This window comes from Actinomadura physcomitrii, from assembly GCF_008923205.2.
In the GTDB taxonomy this organism is placed as follows: Bacteria; Actinomycetota; Actinomycetes; order Streptosporangiales; family Streptosporangiaceae; genus Spirillospora; species Spirillospora physcomitrii.
The window spans coordinates 94,701-115,800 of sequence record NZ_WBMS02000014.1 but is presented as its reverse complement, the minus strand read 5'-3'; the positions used below and the strand labels follow the sequence as shown (position 1 = coordinate 115,800).

The 21,100-nt window shown below is 72.5% G+C and carries 17 protein-coding genes; 7 read left to right on the top strand and 10 right to left on the bottom strand.

The window, feature by feature from the left end; translation table 11 throughout:
• Positions 1-11: 11 nt before the first annotated feature.
• Positions 12-818: a FadR/GntR family transcriptional regulator gene (locus tag F8568_RS50480; protein WP_151594974.1), complete on the top strand. Its 807-nt coding sequence runs from the start codon at positions 12-14 to the stop codon at positions 816-818.
• 16 nt (positions 819-834) lie between these two features.
• Here the strand turns inward: F8568_RS50480 and F8568_RS19405 are convergent, their stop codons facing one another.
• Both F8568_RS19405 and F8568_RS19400 read right to left on the bottom strand, forming a co-directional pair.
• The gene (locus F8568_RS19405) at positions 835-1,608 is read right to left on the bottom strand and encodes an SDR family NAD(P)-dependent oxidoreductase (RefSeq protein ID WP_202125150.1); all 774 of its coding nucleotides are present in this window, start codon (positions 1,606-1,608) and stop codon (positions 835-837) included.
• A gap of 36 nt (positions 1,609-1,644) precedes the next feature.
• Complete coding sequence (locus tag F8568_RS19400; RefSeq protein WP_151594973.1) at positions 1,645-3,171, bottom strand: class I adenylate-forming enzyme family protein; 1,527 nt, start codon at positions 3,169-3,171, stop codon at positions 1,645-1,647.
• Between the two features lie 87 nt (positions 3,172-3,258).
• On the opposite strand from F8568_RS19400, the gene F8568_RS19395 reads away from it, so the two are divergent.
• The 3 genes from F8568_RS19395 to F8568_RS19385 are packed head-to-tail and all read left to right on the top strand — an operon-like array spanning position 3,259 to position 6,583.
• Positions 3,259-4,422 carry a CaiB/BaiF CoA transferase family protein gene (locus tag F8568_RS19395; protein ID WP_151594972.1) on the top strand — a complete coding sequence of 388 codons (1,164 nt, stop codon included), beginning with the start codon at positions 3,259-3,261 and terminating at the stop codon, positions 4,420-4,422.
• A complete protein-coding gene (locus F8568_RS19390) occupies positions 4,419-5,315 on the top strand; it encodes an HpcH/HpaI aldolase/citrate lyase family protein (protein WP_151594971.1) in 897 nt (298 codons plus the stop codon). Before F8568_RS19395 ends, F8568_RS19390 begins: the two co-directional genes overlap by 4 nt.
• On the top strand, positions 5,312-6,583 hold the full coding sequence (locus tag F8568_RS19385) for an acetyl-CoA hydrolase/transferase family protein (RefSeq protein ID WP_151594970.1): 1,272 nt from the start codon (positions 5,312-5,314) through the stop codon (positions 6,581-6,583). Before F8568_RS19390 ends, F8568_RS19385 begins: the two co-directional genes overlap by 4 nt.
• Before the next feature lie 50 nt (positions 6,584-6,633).
• On the opposite strand, the gene F8568_RS19380 is transcribed toward F8568_RS19385, so the two are convergent.
• The 7 genes from F8568_RS19380 to F8568_RS19350 all read right to left on the bottom strand — a co-directional run bounded on the left by F8568_RS19380 (position 6,634) and on the right by F8568_RS19350 (position 16,541).
• Positions 6,634-8,079, bottom strand: coding sequence for an aldehyde dehydrogenase family protein (locus F8568_RS19380; RefSeq protein ID WP_151595082.1), 1,446 nt, complete (start codon positions 8,077-8,079; stop codon positions 6,634-6,636).
• A gap of 5 nt (positions 8,080-8,084) precedes the next feature.
• The gene (locus tag F8568_RS19375) at positions 8,085-9,791 is read right to left on the bottom strand and encodes a thiamine pyrophosphate-binding protein (RefSeq protein WP_151594969.1); all 1,707 of its coding nucleotides are present in this window, start codon (positions 9,789-9,791) and stop codon (positions 8,085-8,087) included.
• A gap of 5 nt (positions 9,792-9,796) precedes the next feature.
• Positions 9,797-10,723 carry an SDR family NAD(P)-dependent oxidoreductase gene (locus tag F8568_RS19370; protein ID WP_151594968.1) on the bottom strand — a complete coding sequence of 309 codons (927 nt, stop codon included), beginning with the start codon at positions 10,721-10,723 and terminating at the stop codon, positions 9,797-9,799.
• The gene (locus F8568_RS19365) at positions 10,716-12,545 is read right to left on the bottom strand and encodes a flavin-containing monooxygenase (protein WP_151594967.1); all 1,830 of its coding nucleotides are present in this window, start codon (positions 12,543-12,545) and stop codon (positions 10,716-10,718) included. The genes F8568_RS19370 and F8568_RS19365 overlap by 8 nt, the downstream gene beginning before the upstream one ends.
• A gap of 67 nt (positions 12,546-12,612) precedes the next feature.
• Positions 12,613-14,001 carry an aromatic ring-hydroxylating oxygenase subunit alpha gene (locus F8568_RS19360; RefSeq protein ID WP_151594966.1) on the bottom strand — a complete coding sequence of 463 codons (1,389 nt, stop codon included), beginning with the start codon at positions 13,999-14,001 and terminating at the stop codon, positions 12,613-12,615.
• A 63-nt stretch (positions 14,002-14,064) separates the two neighbouring features.
• Complete coding sequence (locus F8568_RS19355) at positions 14,065-14,910, bottom strand: SDR family NAD(P)-dependent oxidoreductase (RefSeq protein ID WP_151594965.1); 846 nt, start codon at positions 14,908-14,910, stop codon at positions 14,065-14,067.
• A complete protein-coding gene (locus tag F8568_RS19350; RefSeq protein ID WP_151594964.1) occupies positions 14,907-16,541 on the bottom strand; it encodes an SMP-30/gluconolactonase/LRE family protein in 1,635 nt (544 codons plus the stop codon). Before F8568_RS19350 ends, F8568_RS19355 begins: the two co-directional genes overlap by 4 nt.
• Before the next feature lie 224 nt (positions 16,542-16,765).
• On the opposite strand from F8568_RS19350, the gene acuI reads away from it, so the two are divergent.
• The 3 genes from acuI to F8568_RS19335 are packed head-to-tail and all read left to right on the top strand — an operon-like array spanning position 16,766 to position 20,717.
• Positions 16,766-17,749 carry an acrylyl-CoA reductase (NADPH) gene (gene acuI / locus F8568_RS19345; protein ID WP_151594963.1) on the top strand — a complete coding sequence of 328 codons (984 nt, stop codon included), beginning with the start codon at positions 16,766-16,768 and terminating at the stop codon, positions 17,747-17,749.
• A gap of 19 nt (positions 17,750-17,768) precedes the next feature.
• A complete protein-coding gene (locus F8568_RS19340) occupies positions 17,769-18,956 on the top strand; it encodes a MaoC family dehydratase (RefSeq protein WP_151594962.1) in 1,188 nt (395 codons plus the stop codon).
• A gap of 54 nt (positions 18,957-19,010) precedes the next feature.
• Positions 19,011-20,717 carry a class I adenylate-forming enzyme family protein gene (locus F8568_RS19335; RefSeq protein WP_151594961.1) on the top strand — a complete coding sequence of 569 codons (1,707 nt, stop codon included), beginning with the start codon at positions 19,011-19,013 and terminating at the stop codon, positions 20,715-20,717.
• Positions 20,718-20,770: 53 nt separating this feature from the next.
• On the opposite strand, the gene F8568_RS19330 is transcribed toward F8568_RS19335, so the two are convergent.
• On the bottom strand, positions 20,771-21,076 hold the full coding sequence (locus F8568_RS19330; protein WP_151594960.1) for a DUF4286 family protein: 306 nt from the start codon (positions 21,074-21,076) through the stop codon (positions 20,771-20,773).
• Between the last annotated feature and the right edge of the window lie 24 nt (positions 21,077-21,100).

The following is a 21,100-nucleotide window of genomic DNA, read 5'->3' as shown; positions in this document are numbered from 1 at the left end:
AAGCGGCCTGCGTGACGACACCGCGCCGCACCCGGGTCCACCAGCACCGCATCGCCGAGACCGTCGCCGGCGAGCTGCGCACCCGTATCCTCGCCAGCGACTACGACTACGCGCTGCCCACCCAGGACCAACTGGTCAAGGAGTTCGGCGTCAGCTACCCTTCGGTGCGCGAGGCGCTGCGCATCCTGGAGACCGAGGGCCTGGTGACGGTCCGGCGGGGCAACGTCGGCGGCGCCGAGGTGCACCGCCCGGACAAGTCGTCGGCCGCGTACCACTTCGGCCTCGCGCTCCAGGGCGACCGGGTCTCACTGGGCGACCTCGCGGCCGGGCTGCGGATGCTGGAGCCGCTCTGCGCCGCCGAGTGCGCGCGGCGGGAGGACCGCGCCGAGGTCGTCGTCCCGGCCCTGCGCGCCAACGTCGAGGAGTGCACCGCGCTGGTGAACGACGGCGTCGCGTTCACGCAGACCGCACGGGAGTTCCACGACCTGCTCGTCGCCTTCACCCCGAACGCGACGGTCCGCAACGTCGTCGGCACCCTCGTCGCCCTGTGGTCGGCGCAGGAGGAGGCGTGGGCCGAGGCGCTCACCCGGCGCGGCGAGTACCCGACCCGGGACGAGGCGATGGCCTCCGTCCGCGCCCACCGCCGGATCGTCGACGACATCGACGCCGGACGCGCCGGGGAGGCGGAGCGGATCGCCTGCGCCCATCTCACCGCGACCCAGTCGCTGCTCCTGGAGCGGTTCGACGACGGGATCGTCAACGCCGCGTCGCCCGCCGCCCGGCAGGCGATCCAGTCCGGCGTGCGCGCCCGCCACTGACTCCCGGCCGGCGGCGCTAGCGGGCGGTCCAGCCGCCGTCGACGACGATCGTCTGCCCCGTGACGTAGCTCGCGGCGTCGCCCGCGAGCCAGACGATGGCGCCGACGATGTCGTCCGCGCAGCCCTCCCTCGGAAGCGGCGTGTTGCGGCGCAGGTACTCGGCCGGCCGCTCGTTCTCGTAGAGCGGGGCGGTGATCTCACTGCGGAAGAAGCCCGGCGCGACCGTGTTCACGCGGATCGAGTGCCGCGCCCACTGCACGGCCAGTTCGGCGGTGAGGCCGGACAGGCCCGCCTTGCTCGCCGCGTAGGACGCCTGCGGGATCCCCGGTAGGCCGACGCGTCCGCTGATGGACGAGACGTTGACGATCGAGCCCCGTCCGGCGGCGCGCATGTGCGGGAAGACGCCCTGCGCCAGCACGAACGGCGCCACCAGGTTGAGGTCCAGGGTTCCGCGGACGGCGTCGAGCGGTTCGGATTCGGCGCGCTCCTCGGTGAACATGGCGCCCGCCGCGTTGACGAGGACCTCCGGCGGGCCCAGGGCGTCCGCCACCGCGGGCACGACCGCCCCGGCCCGCGACGGGTCGGACAGGTCGCAGGCGACGGCCAGGCCGCCGATCTCCGCGGCGAGCGCGTCCAGCCTGTCCCGGCGGCGGGCGACCACGCCGACCCGCGCGCCGAACGCGGCGAGCGCTCGGGCGACCGCGGCGCCGAGCCCGGACGAGGCCCCCGTCACGATCGCCACCCGTCCGTCGAGCCCGAACATCCCGCGTGCCGCGGCTTCAGCGTCCACACGCGCCTCCCTCGAATAGTGTCGTGCGGTCCGTGCTCACCGGCCGCCGGTCGTGGGCCGCCTGACGAGATCCGCCAGCCCGGCGCGCTGCACCTTGCCCATGGCGTTGACGGGCAGCGCCTCGACGCGCGTCCAGATCTCCGGCACCTTGTAGGGCGCGAGCTCCCGGCGGCACGCCTCGGTGAGCGCCGCGACGTCGAGCCGCTCGCCCGCGCACTCGACGACGGCGGCCACCCGCTGCCCGAGGCGGTCGTCGGGTACCCCGCACACCGCCGCGTTGGCGACGCCGGGCTGCGCCAGGAGCACCCGCTCCACCTCCAGCGGGTAGACGTTCGCGCCGCCCCTGACGATGACCAGCTTCTTGCGGTCGAGCACGGTCAGCCATCCGTCATCGTCGACCGTACCGATGTCGCCGGTGGGCACGGGGCCCGGGTCCGGCGGACGGACGCGGCCGTCCTCCCAGTGGCCGAGCAGCGGCGTCCATGCGCCCGCCCAGGGACCCGACGTCGCGCCGCCCAGCCGCAGCTCGCCCTGCTCACCGGCGGGGAGGCGGCGGCCCTCGTCGTCGTAGGCGGCGACGTCGAGATGGGGCAGCACCCGCCCGCTCGTGCCCGGGCGCCACTGCTCGCCGGGCGGGTCGATGGACACCACGGCAGGCGCCTCGGTCAGGCCGTAGGTGGCCCGGGGCACGAGCCCGTGCCGCGCGGAGAATGCCTCGCGCATCGCGTCGGAGGTGTCGCCTCCCCCGCTCCACGCCTCCTGGAGCGGGCCGAGGCCGAGGTCGGAGCGGCGGGCGAGGTCGTAGAGCTGAGCGGGGGCGCCGTTCCACACGGTGACGCGCCGCTCGCGGATCCAGCCGGACAAGCCGCCGGCGTCGCGCCGGTCGGTGACGACCGAGCAGCCGCCGGCCTGCGCGGCGAGCAGGGTCGACAGGACCATGAGGTTGAGGATCGTGAGCGGGAAGCCGTCTCCTTTGCGCAGGTCCGGTCCCCAGCCCCGGGTGGCGACGAGCACCGCGCCCGGCAGGAGCAGGTTGCGCTGGCTGTGCACGACCGCCTTGGGGCGCCCGGACGTCCCGCTGGTGAACGCGATCCCGGCGGGGGCGTCGAGGTCGGCGGCGATCTGCGGGGCCGCCTCCTCCCCCGACGTGAGCCGCGCCCACCGGTCGGGGTCGACGCGGCCCGGCACCTCGAGCCGGCAGCGGGGTCCGGCGAGGACGACCGCCGGATCGCAGATGCCGTGCAGTTCCTCCTGCTCGGCGGGCGCGAGCGCCTCGCCGATCCCCGCCCACACGGCGCCGATCCGCTGGGCGCCGTGGAAGGCCGCCACGATGTCCAGGTCATTGGGCAGGCACGCGGCGACACGGTCACCGGGCCGCACCCCGAGCGCCCACAGCGCACCGGCCGCTCGCCGCGCCCGGTCGTCGAGCTCGGCGTAGGACCAGGCGCCCGAGGGGGCTTCGATCGCGGTGGCGTGCGGCCGTGCGGCGAGCGGCGCCTCCAGGACGGCCGCGATGGAGGGCGGAAGGGGAGGCAGGGCCCGGCCGGCTTCGGTGCTCCTCATGACCCTCTTGATATCATCATCCTTGTAAGGATTGATAGCATCATGCGGATACGGGTTCCGGGCGCGGGAATCCGAAGGGAGCGGCCGATGTCGGACGAACACGGACACCATCCGGGTCCACTGTCGGGGGTGCGGGTCGTCGACCTGACGGCGATGGTGATGGGCGCGCACTGCACCCAGATCATGGCCGACATGGGCGCGGACGTCATCAAGGTCGAGCCTCCCGCCGGCGACAACACCCGGCGGATCTCGGCCGGGCCCGAGCCGGGCATGGCCGGCGTCTTCGTCAACGTCAACCGGGGCAAGCGCAGCGTGGTGCTCGACCTGCGCACCGACGAGGGCAAGGGCGCCCTGCGCGGGCTCGTCGAGCGCGGCGACGTCTTCATCCATTCGATGCGCGCGAAGGCGATCGCCGGCCTCGGGTTCGCGTACGCCGACGTGGCCGCCGTCAACCCGTCGATCGTCTACACCAACTGCTACGGCTACGGCCGCCGCGGGCCGGAGGCGGGCCGCACCGCCTACGACGACACGATCCAGGCCGAGTGCGGGCTGCCGTCCGTCCAGGAGCAGCTGACCGGCGAGGCCGGCTACGTCGGGACGATCATGGCCGACAAGGTCGCCGGGATCACTGCGCTGTACGCCACCATGATGGCGCTGTTCCACCGCGAGCGGACCGGCGAGGGCCAGGAGGTCGAGGTCGCGATGTTCGAGACCATGGCCGCGTTCATGCTGGTCGAGCACGCCAACGGCGCGATGTTCTCCCCTCCCCTCGGCCCCGCGGTCTACCCGCGCGCCGTCTCCCGGAACCGCCGGCCGTACCGCACCAAGGACGGCCACATCTCCGCGCTCGTGTACAACGACAAGCAGTGGTCGGCGTTCGTCGAGGCCGTGAAGCCGGAATGGGCGGGCGAGCGTTTCGCCACCCTCGAACAGCGGGCCCGGCAGATCGACACCGTGTACGCGCTGCTCGGCGAGACGTTCCTGCAGCGCACGACGCAGGAATGGCTGGAACTGCTCACCTCCCTGGACATTCCCGCCGCGCCTGTCCGCACCCTGGACGAACTCTTCGACGACCCGCACCTGAACGCCGTCGGCTTCTTCGAGACCGTCGACACCCCGAACGGGCCGGTGCGGTTCCCGGGGACGCCTGCCTGGTTCTCGCGGACGCCGGGCCGGGTCGCCGGCCCCGCCCCGGGGCTCGGTGCCCACACGGCGGAAGTACTGGACGAACTGGGATGGGAACAGAGATGACCGGCAGCGCGGAAACGTTCGGCGCACGCTCCTGGCTGTTCGCCCCCGGCGACAGCGGACGGAAGATGGAGAAGGCCGCGGCGTCGCCGGCCGACATCGTGCTCTTCGACCTGGAGGACGCGGTGGCCGAGGAACGCAAGCCGTCCGCCCGGACGATGGTCGCGGACTTCCTCCGCTCCCGGCCCGACGGCGGCAGAGACCGGCTCTGGGTGCGCATCAACCCGCTCGACGGTCCGCACGCGCTGGCGGACCTGGCCGCGGTGATGCCCGCCCGTCCCGGCGGCGTCATGCTCCCCAAGGCGCGTGGTCGCGCGGATGTCGAGAAGCTCGACCACTACCTGTCCGCGCTGGAGGTCTCGGCGGGCACCGGGGAGGGCTCGACGAAGGTCATCGCGCTCGTGACGGAGACGGCCGAGGCCATGTTCACCACCGGCACCTACGCGGGGGCGCCGCGGCTGGTCGCGATGACGTGGGGCGCCGAAGACCTCGCCGACGCGGTGGGCGCCGCCGCCAACCGCACCGCCGCCGGCGAGTACGGCTTCACCTACGAGCTGGCCCGGAGCCTGTGCCTGCTCGGCGCCGCCGCCGCCGGCGCGGTCCCGGTCGACACCATCCACGGCGACTTCCGCGACCTCGACGGGCTGCGGGCGCGGGCCGAGCGGGTCCGGCGGGACGGCTACCGCGGCATGCTCGCCATCCACCCCGCCCAGGTCGAGGTGATCAACGCGGCGTTCACCCCCACGGACGTGGAGGTGGCCGCCGCGCAGGAGATCGTCGACCTGTTCGACGCCAACCCGGGCGCGGGCACCCTCGCGCACAACGGCGCCATGCTCGACCGTCCCCACCTCGCCCGCGCGCGGTCCCTGCTGGCCCAGGCCGGGCGGCCGGCATGAGGGCCGTCACCGACATCGCCGGCCTCGACCTGGGCCGGTTCCTGCGCCCGGGCGACCACATCGTCGTCGGGCAGGCATGCGGAGAGCCGACCGCGCTGGTCGAGGCCCTGATCGAGCAGGGGCCCGGCATCGGCGGGCTGTCGGTCTTCATCGCGACGAGCTTCTCCGGCCTCCTCACGCCCGACGCGATGGACGGGATCGCCGTGTCCAGCATGGGCGCGATCGGCGCGCTGCGCGCCCTGTCCGCGAAGCACCGCCTCACCGTGCTCCCCTGCCACGTCGGCCAGGTCGGCCCGATGATCGAGGCGGGGATCCTGCGGTGCGACGCCGCGTTCGTCCAGGTCGGTCCCGCCGACGCGAACGGGGACCACGGCCTCGGCCTGATCAGCGACCACGTCGGGGCCGCCGCCGCGAAGGCGCGCGTCGTCATCGCCGAGGTGAACGAGCAGGTGCCCCGTACGTACGGGGAGGTGCTCCCCGCGGCGGCGATCGACTGCGCCGTGCACGTCTCGCGGCCCCCGGTCCAGGTCCCGCCGGCCGAGATCGGCGCGACCGACCGGGCCATCGCCGAGCACGCCGCCGCCTACATCGAGGACGGCTCGGTCGTCCAGACCGGGGTCGGCGCCGTCCCGGACGCGCTGCTGCGCCTCCTGCACGACCGCGCGGACCTCGGCGTCCACTCCGGCATGATCGGGGACGGCCTCGTCGACCTGGTCGAGGCGGGCGTCGTCACCAACGCCCGCAAGAGCATCGACCGGGGCGTGTCCGTCACCGGCGCGCTGATCGGCACCGAGCGCCTCTACCGGTTCGCCGACCGCAACCCGGCGATCCGCATGCGCGCCGCGGACTACACCCACGGCGCCGCGGTCCTCGCGCGGCTGGAGCGGCTGGTGACGCTGAACTCGGCGGTCGAGGTCGACCTGACCGGCCAGGTGAACGCCGAGCAGACGGGCCCGGCCTACCTGGGCGGCACCGGCGGGCAGGCGGACTTCGTCCGGGCGGGCGCGCGCTCGCCCGGCGGGCACGCGATCATCGCGCTGCCCGCCACGGCCCGGCGCGGCACCGTCAGCCGGATCACCGCCGCGCTGTCGGGCCCGGTCACGACGGCCCGCAGCGACGCCGACGTCATCGTCACCGAGTTCGGGGCGGCCGAACTCAGGGGCCGGTCGCTCGCCGAGCGCGCCCGGCGCCTCATCGAGATCGCGCACCCCGACTTCCGTGAGGACCTGGCCCGGGAGGCGCACGCGATCGCCGAACGCGGGTTCTGACCGCTCCGGCCGGAGCGCCGGCCGGAGCGGTCAGGGACGTGCCGGCCGGGTCAGGACGCGGCCTCTTCGGGTTCGTAACCGAGGACGCCCTTGGTCTCCAGGTAGTCGTGGAAGCCGAACTCGCCCCATTCGCGGCCGTTGCCGCTCTTCTTGTAGCCGCCGAAGGGGCAGCCGAAGTCGAAGCCGTCGTTGATGGAGACCCAGCCCGCGCGGATGCGGCGGGCGACGGCGCGGGCGGCGTCGAGGTCGGCGCCGGCGACGTTGCCCGCGAGCCCGTACTCGGTGTCGTTGGCGATCTCGACGGCGTGGTCGACGTCGTCGTAGCCGATGATCACCAGGACCGGGCCGAAGATCTCCTCGCGGGCGATCGCCATGTCGTTGGTGACGCCGGCGAAGACGGTCGGCTTGACGTAGAAGCCGGTCGGCAGGCCGTCCGGGCGGCCGGTGCCTCCGGCGACGAGGACGGCGCCCTCGTCGATGCCCTTCTGGATGAGCGCCTGGACCTTGTCGAACTGGGCCCGCGACGCGACCGGCCCCATGACGACGTCGCCGGCGGGGTCGCCCACGGTCACGCCGGCGACGGCCTCGCGAGCCGCGGCGACGGCCTCGTCCATGCGCGCCCTCGGCACCAGCATCCGCGAGAGCGCGCTGCAGGTCTGCCCGGAGTTGCCCATCATGGCGGTGACGCCGGACGCGACGTTCGCGGCGAGGTCCGCGTCGTCCAGGACGATGTTCGGGCTCTTGCCGCCGAGCTCCTGGGTGACCCGCTTGACGCCGGGCGCGGCGTTCTTGGCGACCTCGACGCCCGCGCGCACCGACCCGGTGAAGGAGACCATGTCGACGTCCGGGTGGGACGAGAGCGGCGCGCCGACGCCGGGGCCGTCGCCGTGGACGAGGTTGAACACCCCGGCGGGGACGCCCGCGGCGTCCAGGATCTCGGCGAAGATCCGTCCGGCGGACGGCGCGATCTCCGACGGCTTGAGGACCATCGTGCAGCCGGTCGCGAGGGCCGGGAAAACCTTCACCGCGATCTGGTTGAGCGGCCAGTTCCACGGGGTGATCAGCGCGCAGACGCCGATCGGCTCCTTCACGACGAGGGTGGCGCCGCGCCGCTCCTCGAAGGGGAAGTCCTGGAGGATCTCGATCGCCTTGGCCAGGTGGCCGGCGCCGAGCCCGACCTGGAATCCGTTGGCGAGCGAGGCGGGCGCGCCCATCTCCTCGGTCAGCGCCGCGCCGAGGTCGCCGGACCGCTTCTGGTACACCTCCTGGACGTTCCGCAGCACCTCGATCCGGTCGGCGACGCTCGTGCGGGACCAGGACGCGAACGCGCCGCGGGCGGCCGCGACCGCCAGGTCGACGTCGGCGGCGGAGCCGACGGCCACCTTGCCGCAGACCTCCTCGGTCGCGGGGTTCACGACGTCGAGGGTGCGCGACCGCTCCGGATCGGCCGGTGCGGTCCACTCGCCGCCGATGTAGAACTCCAGGTTGTCTCCCATGGCGGTCACTGCATCCCTTCCGCGTACCAGGTCCGGAACTCGGCGTAGTTCGGCATCTCCTCCGAGTTCGCCTTGGGGTCGACCGCGACGTGCACGACCGCGGTCTTCCCGCTCGCGTAGGCGCGCTTGATGGCGGGGGCGATGTCGGCGTCGCGCTCGACGTACTCGCCGTGGCAGCCGAAGCCCTCGGCGACCTTGTCGAGCCGGGTGCCGGTGCTCCAGTGCACGCCGGGCATCCGCGCGTCCTGGCCGAAGGTGCGCTTGTAGACGCCGACCTCCAAGCCCCAAGCGTAGTCGACGGCCACGACGCAGACCAGCGGCAGGTTCAGCCGCGCGGCCGTCTCCAGCTCCGCGATCTGGAACAGGAACGACGAGTCGCCGGTGATCAGCATCAGCGGGCGCGCGCCGCCGTCGGCGACGCCGGCGCCGACGGCGTAGGGCAGCCCGGTGCCGAGGTGGCCGAAGTTCTGGTTCCACAGCACGTCGTGCGGCTTGGCCTGCGAGTACGTCCAACCGAAGATCGTGGTGGCGCCGCCGTCGCGGATCATGATGCCGTCCGTCGGGAATGCCTTGGTCGCCTCGACGACGAGCCGCGCCGGGTGGACGGGCGACCCTCCGGACGGGGCCGTCTCCGCGAGTTCGGCGAGCCGCGCCGCGTCCTGCTCGATCCATCCGGCGAGCTCCGGCGACGGGGTGCGCGGCGTGTCCGCGAGCGCCTCCACGAGCTGCGGGACGACCGCGCGCAGGTCGCCGACCAGCGGGATGTCGATGGGGCGGTTGACGCCGATCGCCGAGGGGTCCTGCTCGACGAGGATCCAGGTGCGCGCGGCGGCGTTCTCCAGCCAGTGTCGGCCGCGCCCGTAGTGGACGGGCTCGCCCAGCTCGGTGCCGATCGCCAGGCACAGGTCCGACTGCACGACCGCCTCCACGGCCGACGGCGAGAACCCGTAGGACCAGGTGCGGTCCTCCAGGCCCTCGATGTAGGAGGTGCCGCCGGAGGTCTGGACGACGGGGCAGGCCATCAGGTCGGCGAGCTGCCTGACCTGCTCTCCCGCGCGGGCGGTGTGCACGCCGTGGCCGATGAGGAGGATCGGCTGCTTCGCCGCCCGCACGGCCGCCGCCGCCTCGGCGATCTTGTCCGGTCCGGCCGTCTGCCCGACCAGCCGGTACGTCTCGGGCGGCACCGCCGGCGGGACGTCGAGCTCCTCCTGGATCACGTGGGACGGGTACTCGATGTAGACCGGGCCGGGCGTGCCCGACAGCGCCTTGCGCAGCCCCTCGCGGATGATCTCGTCGGTCTGGTCGGCGTACTCGATGCTGGCGGCGTACTTGACCGACGGCTCGAACAGCTCGGACTGCTTGACGAACTGGATGCGGCCGCGCCGCACCCGCTGCTCGGTGATGCGGGCCCGCTGCCCGCCGAGGAAGACGACCGGCGAGTTCTCGACCTTGGCGCACATCATCGCGCCGGCCATGTTCGCCATGCCGGGGCCGAGCGTGCCGATGCACACGGCCGGCTTGCCCGTCATGCGCGACACGGCCTCCGCCATGAAGCCCGCGGCCTCCTCGTGGTGCGGGGCGACCACGTTCCAGCCGCGCTCCTCGGCGTGGTGGAACAGGTGCACGAAGTTCGGGTCAGGGATGCCGAAGATCGTGTTGATCCCCTCGGCCTCGAAGAGCTGAAGGATGCGTTCGTAGACCTTGACCGCCATTGCGGCTAGCCCTCCTTGGCCGTTGTGGAGCTCGCCATCGTGAAGCTCCTGCTGATGTGTTCGTTGTGTGCAGCGGGGACGACCGGCAGGATCCAGGGGTCACCGGCGTCGCGGATCTCCTCGATCCGCTCGCCGACCTCCTCGATCGTCCAGGACGGCCGGTACAGGCCCGGGGTCTCGCCGACGAACGCCCGCGCGACCCGCCCGGCGATCGCCACCAGCATCTCGCCGGTGATCGAGCAGGACTCGTGCGCGAGCCAGCCGACGGCGGGCGCCGCGAGCTCGGGCCCCATCGGGGGGTAGGCGGAGGTGTCGATGCCCTCGGCCAGCCGCGTGACGGCGGCGGGGACGATGACGTTGCACTTCACGCCGTGCTCGGCGCCCTCCAGCGCGACCACGTTGGACAGCCCGATCACGCCCGCCTTCGCCATCGCGTAGTTCGCGACCCGGTGGTTGCCGTACAGGCCGCCGATCGACGAGGTCAGCACGACGCGGCCGTATCCGGCGGCGCACATGGCGGGGAGCGCGTGCCGGACGACGTTGAAGGCGCCGCGCAGGTGGACGTCCAGGACGGCGTCGAGGTCCTCGGGCGTCATCTCCGCGAGCGGCGCCGGACGGTGGTTCCCCGCGTTGTGGATCAGCACGTCGATCCGGCCGAAGCGGTCCAGCGCCGCGCCGACGATCTCCCGGCCGCCCTCGAACGTGGCCACGGACGCGTGGCTGGCGGCGGCCTCGCCGCCGGCCTCCTCGATCTCCCGGACGACCTCGTCCGCCGGGCCGGGGTCGGTGCCCTCGCCGCTCATCGCGCCGCCCGGGTCGTTGACGACGACCTTGGCGCCCTGCGCGGCGAGCAGCCGGGCGTAGGCGCGGCCGAGTCCCCGGCCGGCCCCGGTGACGACGGCGACCCGGCCGTCGAACCTCAGGTCAGCCATGGACGGCCATGCCCTCCATGTCGCCGGCGTCGCGCCACCCCTGCAGCAGATCCTCCATGGCGTAGAAGCCCGGCCAGTACGGCTCGCCCAGATGCGACCGGATCTTCTTCTCGCCCTCGCCGTTGTAGTAGCCGGGCGTGCACTCCCGCTCGAAGGTGCTGTTGTCGACGGCGGTCTCCTTGATGGTCCGGCACCACCCGTCCTGGGCGTCGGCGGTCGGCTCGACGACCGTGGCGCCGCGCGCCAGCGTCTCGCTGATGATGTACGCGATGTGCCGGGCCTGCTGCTCGAACATCGCCGTCGTGCTCGCGGTGACGCCGCCCTGCAGGAACCCGGTGAAGAACAGGTTCGGGAAGCCGTGCGTGGTGATGCCGTGCAGGGTGCGGTAGCCGTCGGCCCAGTGGTCGTACAGCGACACGCCGCCGCGGCCGGCGAACGGCTGGATGCCGAACCGGCGGTCGAGGTCGGTGGTGATCTCGAAGCCGCTGGCGAAGACGATGCAGTCGACCTCGTGCTCGACACCGCGCGCCACGATGCCCTTGGCGGTGATGCGCTCCACGCCCTTGGTCTCGGACACGTCGATGAGGGTGACGTTCGGGCGGTTGAACGTCGGCAGGTACTGGTCGTTGAAGCAGGGCCGTTTGCACAGGAAGCGGTAGTAGGGCTTGAGGATCTCGGCCGTCTCCGGGTCGTCGACGAGCGCGTCGACGCGGCTGCGCAGCCGCTCCATGACCCGGTAGTCGATCAGCTCGCGCAGCTCCATGAACTTCGCGGGATCGGCCATGAGCGCCCAGCCGTCCGTCTCGTCCAGGTGCGCGGCCAGGTTGCGGCTGATCTCCGTCCAGCCGTCGCACACCAGGTCGGGCTGGCCCGGCCCGAACGCCTCGAACGCCGCGGTGTGGAAGCTGCGGCGCCGCTCCTCCTGCCAGCCCGGACGCAGCGTCTTCACCCACTCCGGGTCGGTGGGGACGTCGCCGCGCTCGTCGATGGTCGACGCCGTGCGCTGGAACACGTACAGGTGCTCGGCGGAGCGGGCGATGTGCGGGATCACCTGGACGCCGCTCGCGCCGGTGCCGATGACGGCGACCTTCTTGCCCGCCAGCCCGGTCAGGCCGCCGCTCATGTCGCCGCCGGTGTACGCGTAGTCCCAGCGCGCGGTGTGGATCGTGTGGCCCTCGAACTCGGTGATGCCGGGGACGCCGGGCAGTTTCGGCCGGTTGAACGGCCCCTGGCACATGGCCACGAAGCGGGCCGTGATGGCGTCCCCGCGGTTGGTGCCGATCCGCCAGCGCTTGATCGACTCGTCCCATTCCAGCGAGGTGGTGAGGGTGTGGAACAGCGCGTTGTCGTAGAGGCCGAAGTGCTTCGCGATGCGCTGGCAGTGCTCGTACACCTCGTCGCCGAAGGCGTACTTCTGCTTCGGCATGTACCCGACCTCTTCGAGCAGCGGCAGGTAGCAGTAGCTCTCGGTGTCGCACTGGATCCCCGGGTAGCGGTTCCAGTACCAGGCGCCGCCGAAGTCGCCCGCCCAGTCGACGACGCGCAGGTCCGTGACGCCGGCCTGCTTGATCCGCGCCGCGGTGACGAGGCCGGAGAGGCCGGCGCCGAGCACCACCGCGTCGACGTCGCCGACGACGGGCTCGCGGGACTGGACCGGCAGGTACGGGTCGGACTCGTAGAAGTCCGCGAACTCGCCCTCGGTCACCAGGTACTGGCCGCGCCCCTCGGGGTGCAGGCGCTTGTCGCGCTCGAACAGGTACTTCTCTCGGAGGGCGTCGCGGTCGACCTCAGGGGTCCGCGTCGGCGCGCATTCGTGCGGCATCCAAACATTCCTCGGCTCGGGGCGGTGACTCCGGTCGTCCGCCGTCAATTCAGTGCAGGTCGGCGGCTCAGGCGAGATCGCGCGGGGCGCCGGTGCCCATGTACTTGGCGAGGTTGTGGTGCAGATTCACCACACTGCGCTCGCGGTAGGGGTTGGGCTTGGGCCCGGAGAAGCCGCGCGACTTCATCCCCTGCTGGACGGCCGCCATGTTGGAGAAGTCCTGCGGCAGGACGGTGCGCCAGCCCGGGTCGTCCTGCGGGGTGTGGATCCACTCGGTCTCGGGCTCCTCGCCGGGCGGGAACAGTTCGTAGACGGCCGCCTCGAAGATGCACTTGTCGGGGTCGTGCCCGTACGGCCGGAACCGGTAGCAGAGCATGTTGTTGGGCGCGTGCCCGATCTGGAAGTTGGGGAAGATCTGCCAGGCGGTACCGGACTTCGCGGTGATCTCCGGCGGGACGGTCGGCCACACCACGCCGCGCTCGGCGTCCTTCGCCCGGGCCGTGGACAGCCAGTGCCCGAGCACCTCGGGCGCCGACGTCCCCTCGGGCAGGTCCTTGACGAGTTCCTGCGCCACCTCGACCAGCGTCCAGGTGGTGTTGGTGTTGGCGTTCTCCCAGGTGAAGGTCTGCAGCTCGGCCGTCGACACGCGCGGGTCGTCACCGGTGCCGACCCGCAGCTTGGCCTGGTTCTCGTCCATGTTCTTCGGCGCGTCGTAGCCGATGTTGCTGTGCAGGCCGTGCGAGCGGGCCCAGCCGAGGAACCCCCCGAACTTCATGAACTCCGGGTGGGTGTAGGGGACGTGGTAGGTCTCCATGAACGCCTCGAAGGCGACCTTCCAGTTGCAGTCGAAGACCTGCCAGCGCCGCCACCGGTAGCGCATGTTCTCCAGCTGGAAGGGGTCGAGCAGGGAGGCGGCGGGTTCGAGGTAGTCGCGCAGCGGCCCGCAGTCCGGGTCCATGTTGATCCAGACCCAGCCGCCCCAGGTGTCGACCGCGACCTGCTTCAGCGCGATCCGCTCGTCGGTGAGCCCGCACGGCCAGTCCTCGCGTTCGGGGACGTGGGTGCAGGCGCCGTCGATGCCGTACCGCCAGCCGTGGAAGCCGCAGACGAACTGCCGTCCGTTCCCGCGGGCGTCGTGGGCGCCGGGCGGGGTGTCGACCAGCCGCCGGCCGCGGTGCGAGCAGACGTTGTGGTAGGCGCGGAACCGGTCCTTCGCCGTCCGCACCACAATGATCGAGTCGTCGACGATGTCGTAGGTGAGCCAGTCGCCGACCTCGGGCAGCTCCTCGACCCGAGCGACCTGCTGCCACACCCGGCTCCACAGCCGGTCGCCCTCGGCGCGGGCGTACTCTTCCGAGACATACGCCTCCACGCCGATCGTCATCGGCTCCGACAGCGGCTCCGGAGGGGCTTGCGCTCCGGCGGCGTCCGTAACGTTCTCGAGGGTCTCGCTCATGATTTTCTCCAACCCGCATCGGGGGTGCGTCGGGGTGATCGGGCAGGTGGCCGGGCCGTGGGATCAGTGCGTGATGGCGGCGCGGAAACCCTCGTCCTTGAGGAACAGGGACGTGTTGTCGGCGCCGAGGTGGGTCCATTTGAGGTTGAGGCCGCCGTCGACCAGGAGCGTCTGCCCCGTGATGTAGGTCGACAGGTCCGACAGGAGGAACAGGACGGCGCCCGCCTGCTCTTCGGGGCGTCCGCGCCGTCCCATGGCGATGGCGCGGCGGTCGCGTTCGGGGTCCTGGTCGACGTAGGTGCCGGAGGCCGGGGTCTCGGTCACGCCGGGTGCGACGGCGTTCACCCGGATGCCGTCCAGCGCCAGCTCGACGGCCATCGTGCGGGTCGCCGCGACCAGCGCCGCCTTGGCCGTGCCGTAGGCGATGTGGAACGGCGCCGTGTTCATGCCGCTGATCGACGACAGCGAGACGATCGAGCCGGGACGCCCCCGCGCCTTCAGCTCGGCGGCGACGGCCTGGCTCATGAAGAACATCGTCTCGAGGTTCTGGTGGAACAGCGCCCGCCAGTCGTCGCGGGTGACGCGGGTGGCCGGCATCCACGTCGCGGGGGCGGCGCCGCCCGCGATGTTAACGAGGCCGTGGAGGTCGCCGTCCGCCTTCGCGGCCTGCCGCATCACCTCGGCGACGCCCTCGGCGGTCGACACGTCGGCCGCGACGGGGACGACGGGCAGCCCCTCGTCCGCGAGCGGTCCGACGTGCTCGTCGAGGTTCTCCCGGCGCCGGCTCACCGCGACCACGGTCGCCCCGGCGCGGGCGATGAGCGCCGTCGTCGCGGTGCCGATGCCGCCGCCGCCCGCGCCCGCGACGATGACGACGCGTCCCTCGAGACCGAGCAGGTCGTTCTTCATGCGGGCTCACCCTTCTGGAGGTCGCCGCCGAGATCGCGCAGTGCCAGGACGCTGCCCTCGGCGTCGGCTGAGACGTAGATGGTGCCGTCCGGGCCGGCGGTGACGCCCGCGAACAGGTCCTGCGGTCCGCTGAACGGAGGCAGTCCCTTCAGCGGTTTCGGATCCACTCCGGGTGGAGCGCCCACCGGCAGGTCGCGGGCGACCGCCGTCCGGGACGCGCCGTCGAGGGAGGCGCGGACCAGCGTTTTCGCCCCCGCGTCGACGATGTAGAGGGCGCCGCCGCTGACCACGATGCCCTGCGGCTTCGTCAGGCCGTCCACGAGGGTGGCCGCGCCGGAGCCGCTGATCGAGACGACCCGTCCCGCACCGGACTCGGAGACCAGGCAGGTGCCGTCGGGGGCGAACGCGACGCCCATCGGCCGGTCCAGCCCGGAGGCCAGGGTCGTCAGCTCGCCGTTGCGCACCGACACCACGCGTCCGGTGCCGAGCTCGGCCGCCACGACCTCGCCGCCGGGCCCGGCCGCGACGCCGTAGAGCTGGTCGAACGGTTCGCTCCCGCCCGCCAGCACCTCGTGCTCACCGATCGCGGGCGTCCACCGCGCGATCTGGCCGTTGGACGTGGTCACGGCGAACGCGCCGCCGCCGACGGCGGCGGCCCCGCGGATGTAGCCCGGCCAGCCGGGGCTGAACAGCATCCCCAGCATTTGCAGCCCGGTGCCGGGCGTGAACCTGTAGAAGTAGGTGCCGTCGGCGACGTACAGGACGCCGTCGCGGTCGACGGTGAGGTCCAGCGGCCAGGTCAGCCCCTCCGGCAGCACCGCCCGGGTCCGGCCGCCGCCGAGGATCTCGGTGATCTGCCCGGTGAAGCCCGAGACGAACAGGCGGCCTCCGACGAACGTCAGGTTGTCCAGGCCCGGGGCGACGGTGGCGAGCACGGTCCGCTCGCCGTTGCGCGGGTCGATCCGCAGCACCTCGCCGCTGCCCACCTGGGTGGAGACGATGCGGCCCTCGGCGTCGAACTTCACCGCGTCCGGGACGCCCAGGTCCGCCGCCACCCGCTCGGGCTCTCCGCCGTCCGGGTGGATGCGCCAGATGTCGTTGCCGCCCAGCGTCGGGTAGTAGAGCATGCCGTCCGGGCCGACCTCCATGGCGTTCGGCATCGGCAGGTTCTCCACCAGCACCCGGGGCGCGCCGCCGTTCAGGTCGAGCTCCATCAGGCGCCCGCCGATCCGGCACTCGTTCACGAACAGCCGGCCCTGGTAGAAGGTGATGCCGTTCGCGCCCGGCAGGTCGTCGCGCAGCACCCGGGAGGCGCCGTCCGCGCCGCGCACGCTGACGCGGCCGTCGTAGTACTCGGTGATGTAGAGGTCGCCCTCGGGCCCGAAGTCTACGTCGTCGGGGGCGACGACGTCGCCGCCCTGGGCGCTGATCGTCTCCAGGTCTCCGCTGTCGATGTCGAGCGCGCTGATCTGGCTTCCGGCGACCTGCGCGACGTAGATCCGGCCGTCCGGGCCGGTGCGCAGGCCGTTCGCGCCGAACAGCCGGCTCGGCGGGACGAGCCGTTCCAGGCTCCACCCGTCGGCGAGGCCGACCGGGGCCGCACCGGTGTACCGCGCCTTCGAAACCGCCATGGCGACCTACCTCCAGCAGCCTCGACGCTGCAGTTACGCCGGTTCTGCCTGCGAGAACCGATCTCTCGTGGCAAGCGAATCTAACGAGCGACGGGTCTGAACGCAATAGTCTTGCAATCCTTGTAATGATGGACCGGCCGTGCATACGATGCGGCCGTGCCGATCAACGCGGCGCGCAGGCCGGCACCCCCGGCCCCATGGGACGATGAAGGGCGGACCACCAGGTGTTCTCGGCGATTCTCATCGACCAGGGCGAGGCCGGGCGAACGGTCGCGCTCACCACGCTGGACGAGGCCGGACTCCCCGAAGGGGACGTCAGCGTCGAGGTCGCCTACTCGACGCTGAACTACAAGGACGCCCTCGCCATCACCGGCCGCTCCCCCGTGGTGCGGCAGTTCCCGATGGTCCCCGGCATCGATTTGGCGGGCACGGTCACCGAGAGCACCTACCGCGGGTGGGAGAAGGGCGACCTCGTCGTCCTCAACGGCTGGGGCGTGGGCGAGAAGCACTGGGGCGGCCTCGCGCAGCGCGCCCGCCTCAACGGGGACTGGCTCGTCCCGCTGCCCTCGGCCTTTACCCCGCGGCAGGCGATGGCGATCGGCACCGCCGGCTACACCGCGAGCCTGTGCGTGAACGCCCTCGTGGACCGAGGCGTACGCCCCGACCAGGGAGAGATCCTCGTGACCGGCGCCACCGGCGGCGTCGGCAGCGTCGCGACCGCCCTGCTCAGCAAGGCGGGCTACAGCGTCGCAGCCGCGACCGGGAAGACCGCGGAGGGGGACTACCTCCGGCGGCTCGGCGCCGCGACCGTCCTGGACCGCGCCGAGCTGGCCGAGGCCGGCAAGCCGCTGCAGAAGGAGCGCTGGGCCGGCGTCATCGACTCCGCCGGAAGCCGCACGCTGGCCAACGCGTGCGCGCAGACCCGCTACGGCGGCACGGTCGTCGCGTGCGGACTGGCCGCGGGCATGGACCTGCCCGCGTCCGTCGCGCCGTTCATCCTGCGCGGGGTGTCGCTGATCGGCATCGACAGCGTCATGGCGCCCGCCGCACCGCGCGCCGCCGCCTGGGACCGCCTCGCCCGCGACCTGGATCCGGGCCTGCTCGACGAGATCGCCCAGGACATCGCGCTGGGCGACGCCGTCGCCGCGGCCGGCCGCCTCCTCGACGGCGGGGTCCGCGGCCGCATCGTCGTCGACGTCAACCGCTAGCCGACAGCCGGGAGCACCCGTGAGCGAAGAGTCCAGCAAGCCCGAACTCGACCTGTCCGACGTCGACCACCGCGTCGGCCTGCCGGTGGGCGGCGGCCAGCTGTGGGACCCGTGCAGCTCCTCCGACATCCGCCGCTGGGTGATGGCGATGGACTACCCCAACCCGCTGCACTGGGACGAGGAGTTCGCCCGCGAGTCGGAGTTCGGCGGCATCGTCGCGCCGCAGTCCATCGCCGTGGCGCTGGACTACGGGCACGGCGCCGCGCCCGCGTGCGTCGGGCGCATCCCCGGCAGCCACCTGATCTTCGGCGGCGAGGAGTGGTGGTTCTACGGCTGCCCCGTCCGCCCCGGCGACAAGCTGTTCCAGGAACGGCGGTTCCACGACTACAGGGTGACCGAGACCAAGTTCGCCGGACCCACGATGTTCTCGCGGGGCGACACCGTCCACACCAACCAGAACGGCGTCCTGGTGGCGCGCGAGCGCTCGACCGCGATCCGCTACCTCTACGAGGAGGCGCGCAAGCGCGGCATGTACGAGAACCGGCTCGGCGAGATCAAGCGCTGGACGGCCGGCGAGCTCGCCGAGATCGAGAAGGTGCGGCGGGACTGGCTCGAATCCAACCGCGCGGGCGTCTCGCCCCATTTCGAGGAGGTGAAGGTCGGCGACCGGCTGCCGCGCCGCGTCATCGGCCCGCACAGCATCGCCTCCTTCACCACCGAGTACCGGGCCTTCCTCTTCAACATCTGGGGCACCTTCCACTGGGTGACTCCCCCGGGCGTCGACGACCCGTGGGTCAACCAGGACCCCGGCTGGGGCGACGACTTCCGCTTCGACGAAGAGGACGCCCGCATCGACCCGCGCAAGCGGGACGGCCTGTACGTCGGCCCGTCGCGCGGCCACATCGACGCCGAGCGGGCGAGCGAGGTCGGCATGGCGCGCGCCTACGGGTACGGCGCCACGATGGGCGCGTGGTGCACCGACTACCTCGCCTACTGGGCCGGCCACAAGGGCATGGTGCGCCATTCCAAGGCGGACTTCCGAGGGCCGGCGTTCGAGGGCGACGTCACCTACTTCGACGCCGAGGTCGTCGACAAGAGGACCGAGTCGGAATGGGGCGTCCCGCTCGTCCAGGTGAAGCTGCGCCTGACCGACCAGAACGGCGGGACGCTGGTGACCTGCACGGCCGAGGTCGAGCTGCCGTTCTAGCCCTTGCCGTTCTGTCCAACCCTGCCGTTCTAGCCCTGCCGACGGAGTCGAGCCATGAATGCCGCGACGCAGACCGGATCCGAACGGCCCCTTTCGGTCGTGACGGGTCCGCCGCTGAGCGAGGAGCCGGGCCTCGGCCCGCTCACCCTTCCCGGGTTCCTGCGGGAAGTGACGCAGATGTACGGCGACCGCGAGGCGGTCGTCGCACGGGGGCCCAGCGGCACCGTCCGCTGGACGTACGCCGACCTCTGGGAGCGCGCGATGGAGGTCGCCCGCGCACTGCGCGCGTGCGGCCTGGGCAAGGACGGCCGCGTCGGCGTGCTGATGACGAACCGGCCCGAATGGCTCGCCGCCGTCTTCGGGACGTCGCTCGCCGGCGGAGTGGCCGTCACGCTCAGCACCTTCTCCACGCCTCCCGAACTCGACCACCTGCTCCAGGTGTCCTGCGTCTCGGTGCTGCTCTTCGAGCGCACCGTGCTGAAGACGGACTTCGCGGCCGTCCTGACCGGGCTCGAACCCGGCGCAGGCACGGCGGCGCCGGGCGGCCTGCGGTCGGCGCGTTACCCGTACCTGCGGCATCTCGCGGCGGTCGGCGACGACGCGCCGGGCGGGGCGATCGACACGTGGGAGGCGTTCCTGGCGCGCGGCGCCGCGGAACCGCGCGACCACGTCGAGGCCGCCGCCGCGGCCACCCGTCCCGGCGATCCGGCGGTGCTGTTCTTCTCGTCGGGCTCCACGAGCAGGCCGAAGGGCATCCTGAGCGCGCACCGCGGCGTCTGCGTCCAGATGTGGCGCTTCCGGCGGCTGTACGGGTTCGGCCCGGAGGACGAGGTCCGCGGCTGGACGGCGAACGGCTACTTCTGGTCCGGCAACTTCGCCATGTCGCTCGGCTCGACCCTGGCCGCCGGCGGAGCGCTCGTGCTGCAGCCCACCTTCGACGCCGCCGAGGCCCTCGACCTCATACAGGCGGAGCGGGTGAACTTCCCGTTCGCGTGGCCGCACCAGTGGGCGCAGTTCGAAGCGGCCCCCAACTGGGCGGGCGCGGACCTCGGCGGCCTGCGCTTCGTCGACCACGCCACCCCGGTCGCGCGCCACCCCACCGTCACCGCCGTCTGGTACGAGCCGGGCCACGCCTACGGCAACACCGAGACGTTCACCATCAGCACCTGCTATCCGGCCAACACCCCCCCGGAGGTGCACGCGGGCAGCAGCGGCGTGCCGCTGCCCGGTGTCACGGTGAAGATCGTCGACCCGCTCACCGGCGCCGTCGTGCCGCGCGGCGAGCGGGGCGAGATCTGCGTCAAGGGCCCCACCCTCATGCTGTGCTACCTCGGCACGCCGCTCGACGAGACCCTCGACGGCGACGGCTTCTTCCACACCGGCGACGGCGGCCGCCTCGACGGCGAGGGCCGCCTGTACTGGGAGGGCCGGCTCACCGACATCATCAAGACCGGCGGCGCGAACGTCTCGCCACGCGAGGTCGACGAGGCCGCGTCCGCGCATCCCGGCGTGCGGCTGGCGCAGACCGTCGGGGTGCCGCACGACACGCTCGGCGAGGTCGTGGTGACCTGCGTCGTCCCCCATGACGGCCGGTCCCTGGAGGCGCAGGAGATCCGGACGTTCCTGCGGGAGCGGCTCGCGAGCTACAAGGTGCCGCGCCACGTCCTGTTCTTCCGCGAGGACGAGATCGCGCTGACCGGCACCGCCAAGATCAAGTCGAGCGAGCTGCGGGAGCTGGCCGCCGCGCGGCTGGCACGCTGACCCGGACCCGGCCGCTCGCCGGGCAGGGGCGGGCGGCCGGCGGGGTCGGGCGGCTATCCGCCGAGCTGGCGGAGGTAGCGGACCTTCGGAGGCGGGTCGAGCCGCACACCCTCCGGCCGCGAGAGCCTTCCGGACGACTGCGCCTCGCCCAGCGCCGCCTTGGCCTTCTCCAGATCGCCCTCGATCTCGTAGATGACGAGGAAGGTGTCGCCGTCGAGGCTCTCCAGGCGCCGGGCGGAGACGAATCCGGGGATCTGCAGCATCTCGGGGATGTGCGTGTTCTGGTACCAGTCGTGGTAGGCCGGGGTGTCCCGGTCCGACGAGGGGGACGATTCGACGATCAGCACGCCGCCGGTCATGTGCGCTCCGTTCGAGTGGGTGTG

Coding starts and splice junctions, on each gene's coding strand:
- F8568_RS19400 (WP_151594973.1), bottom strand. CDS start 3,171: ATGAGGAGCACCGAAGCCGGCCGGGCCCTGCCTCCCCTTCCGCCCTCC.
- F8568_RS19395 (WP_151594972.1), top strand. CDS start 3,259: ATGTCGGACGAACACGGACACCATCCGGGTCCACTGTCGGGGGTGCGG.
- F8568_RS19390 (WP_151594971.1), top strand. CDS start 4,419: ATGACCGGCAGCGCGGAAACGTTCGGCGCACGCTCCTGGCTGTTCGCC.
- F8568_RS19385 (WP_151594970.1), top strand. CDS start 5,312: ATGAGGGCCGTCACCGACATCGCCGGCCTCGACCTGGGCCGGTTCCTG.
- F8568_RS19380 (WP_151595082.1), bottom strand. CDS start 8,079: ATGGGAGACAACCTGGAGTTCTACATCGGCGGCGAGTGGACCGCACCG.
- F8568_RS19375 (WP_151594969.1), bottom strand. CDS start 9,791: ATGGCGGTCAAGGTCTACGAACGCATCCTTCAGCTCTTCGAGGCCGAG.
- F8568_RS19370 (WP_151594968.1), bottom strand. CDS start 10,723: ATGGCTGACCTGAGGTTCGACGGCCGGGTCGCCGTCGTCACCGGGGCC.
- F8568_RS19365 (WP_151594967.1), bottom strand. CDS start 12,545: ATGCCGCACGAATGCGCGCCGACGCGGACCCCTGAGGTCGACCGCGAC.
- F8568_RS19360 (WP_151594966.1), bottom strand. CDS start 14,001: ATGAGCGAGACCCTCGAGAACGTTACGGACGCCGCCGGAGCGCAAGCC.
- F8568_RS19355 (WP_151594965.1), bottom strand. CDS start 14,910: ATGAAGAACGACCTGCTCGGTCTCGAGGGACGCGTCGTCATCGTCGCG.
- F8568_RS19350 (WP_151594964.1), bottom strand. CDS start 16,541: ATGGCGGTTTCGAAGGCGCGGTACACCGGTGCGGCCCCGGTCGGCCTC.
- F8568_RS19335 (WP_151594961.1), top strand. CDS start 19,011: ATGAATGCCGCGACGCAGACCGGATCCGAACGGCCCCTTTCGGTCGTG.
- F8568_RS19330 (WP_151594960.1), bottom strand. CDS start 21,076: ATGACCGGCGGCGTGCTGATCGTCGAATCGTCCCCCTCGTCGGACCGG.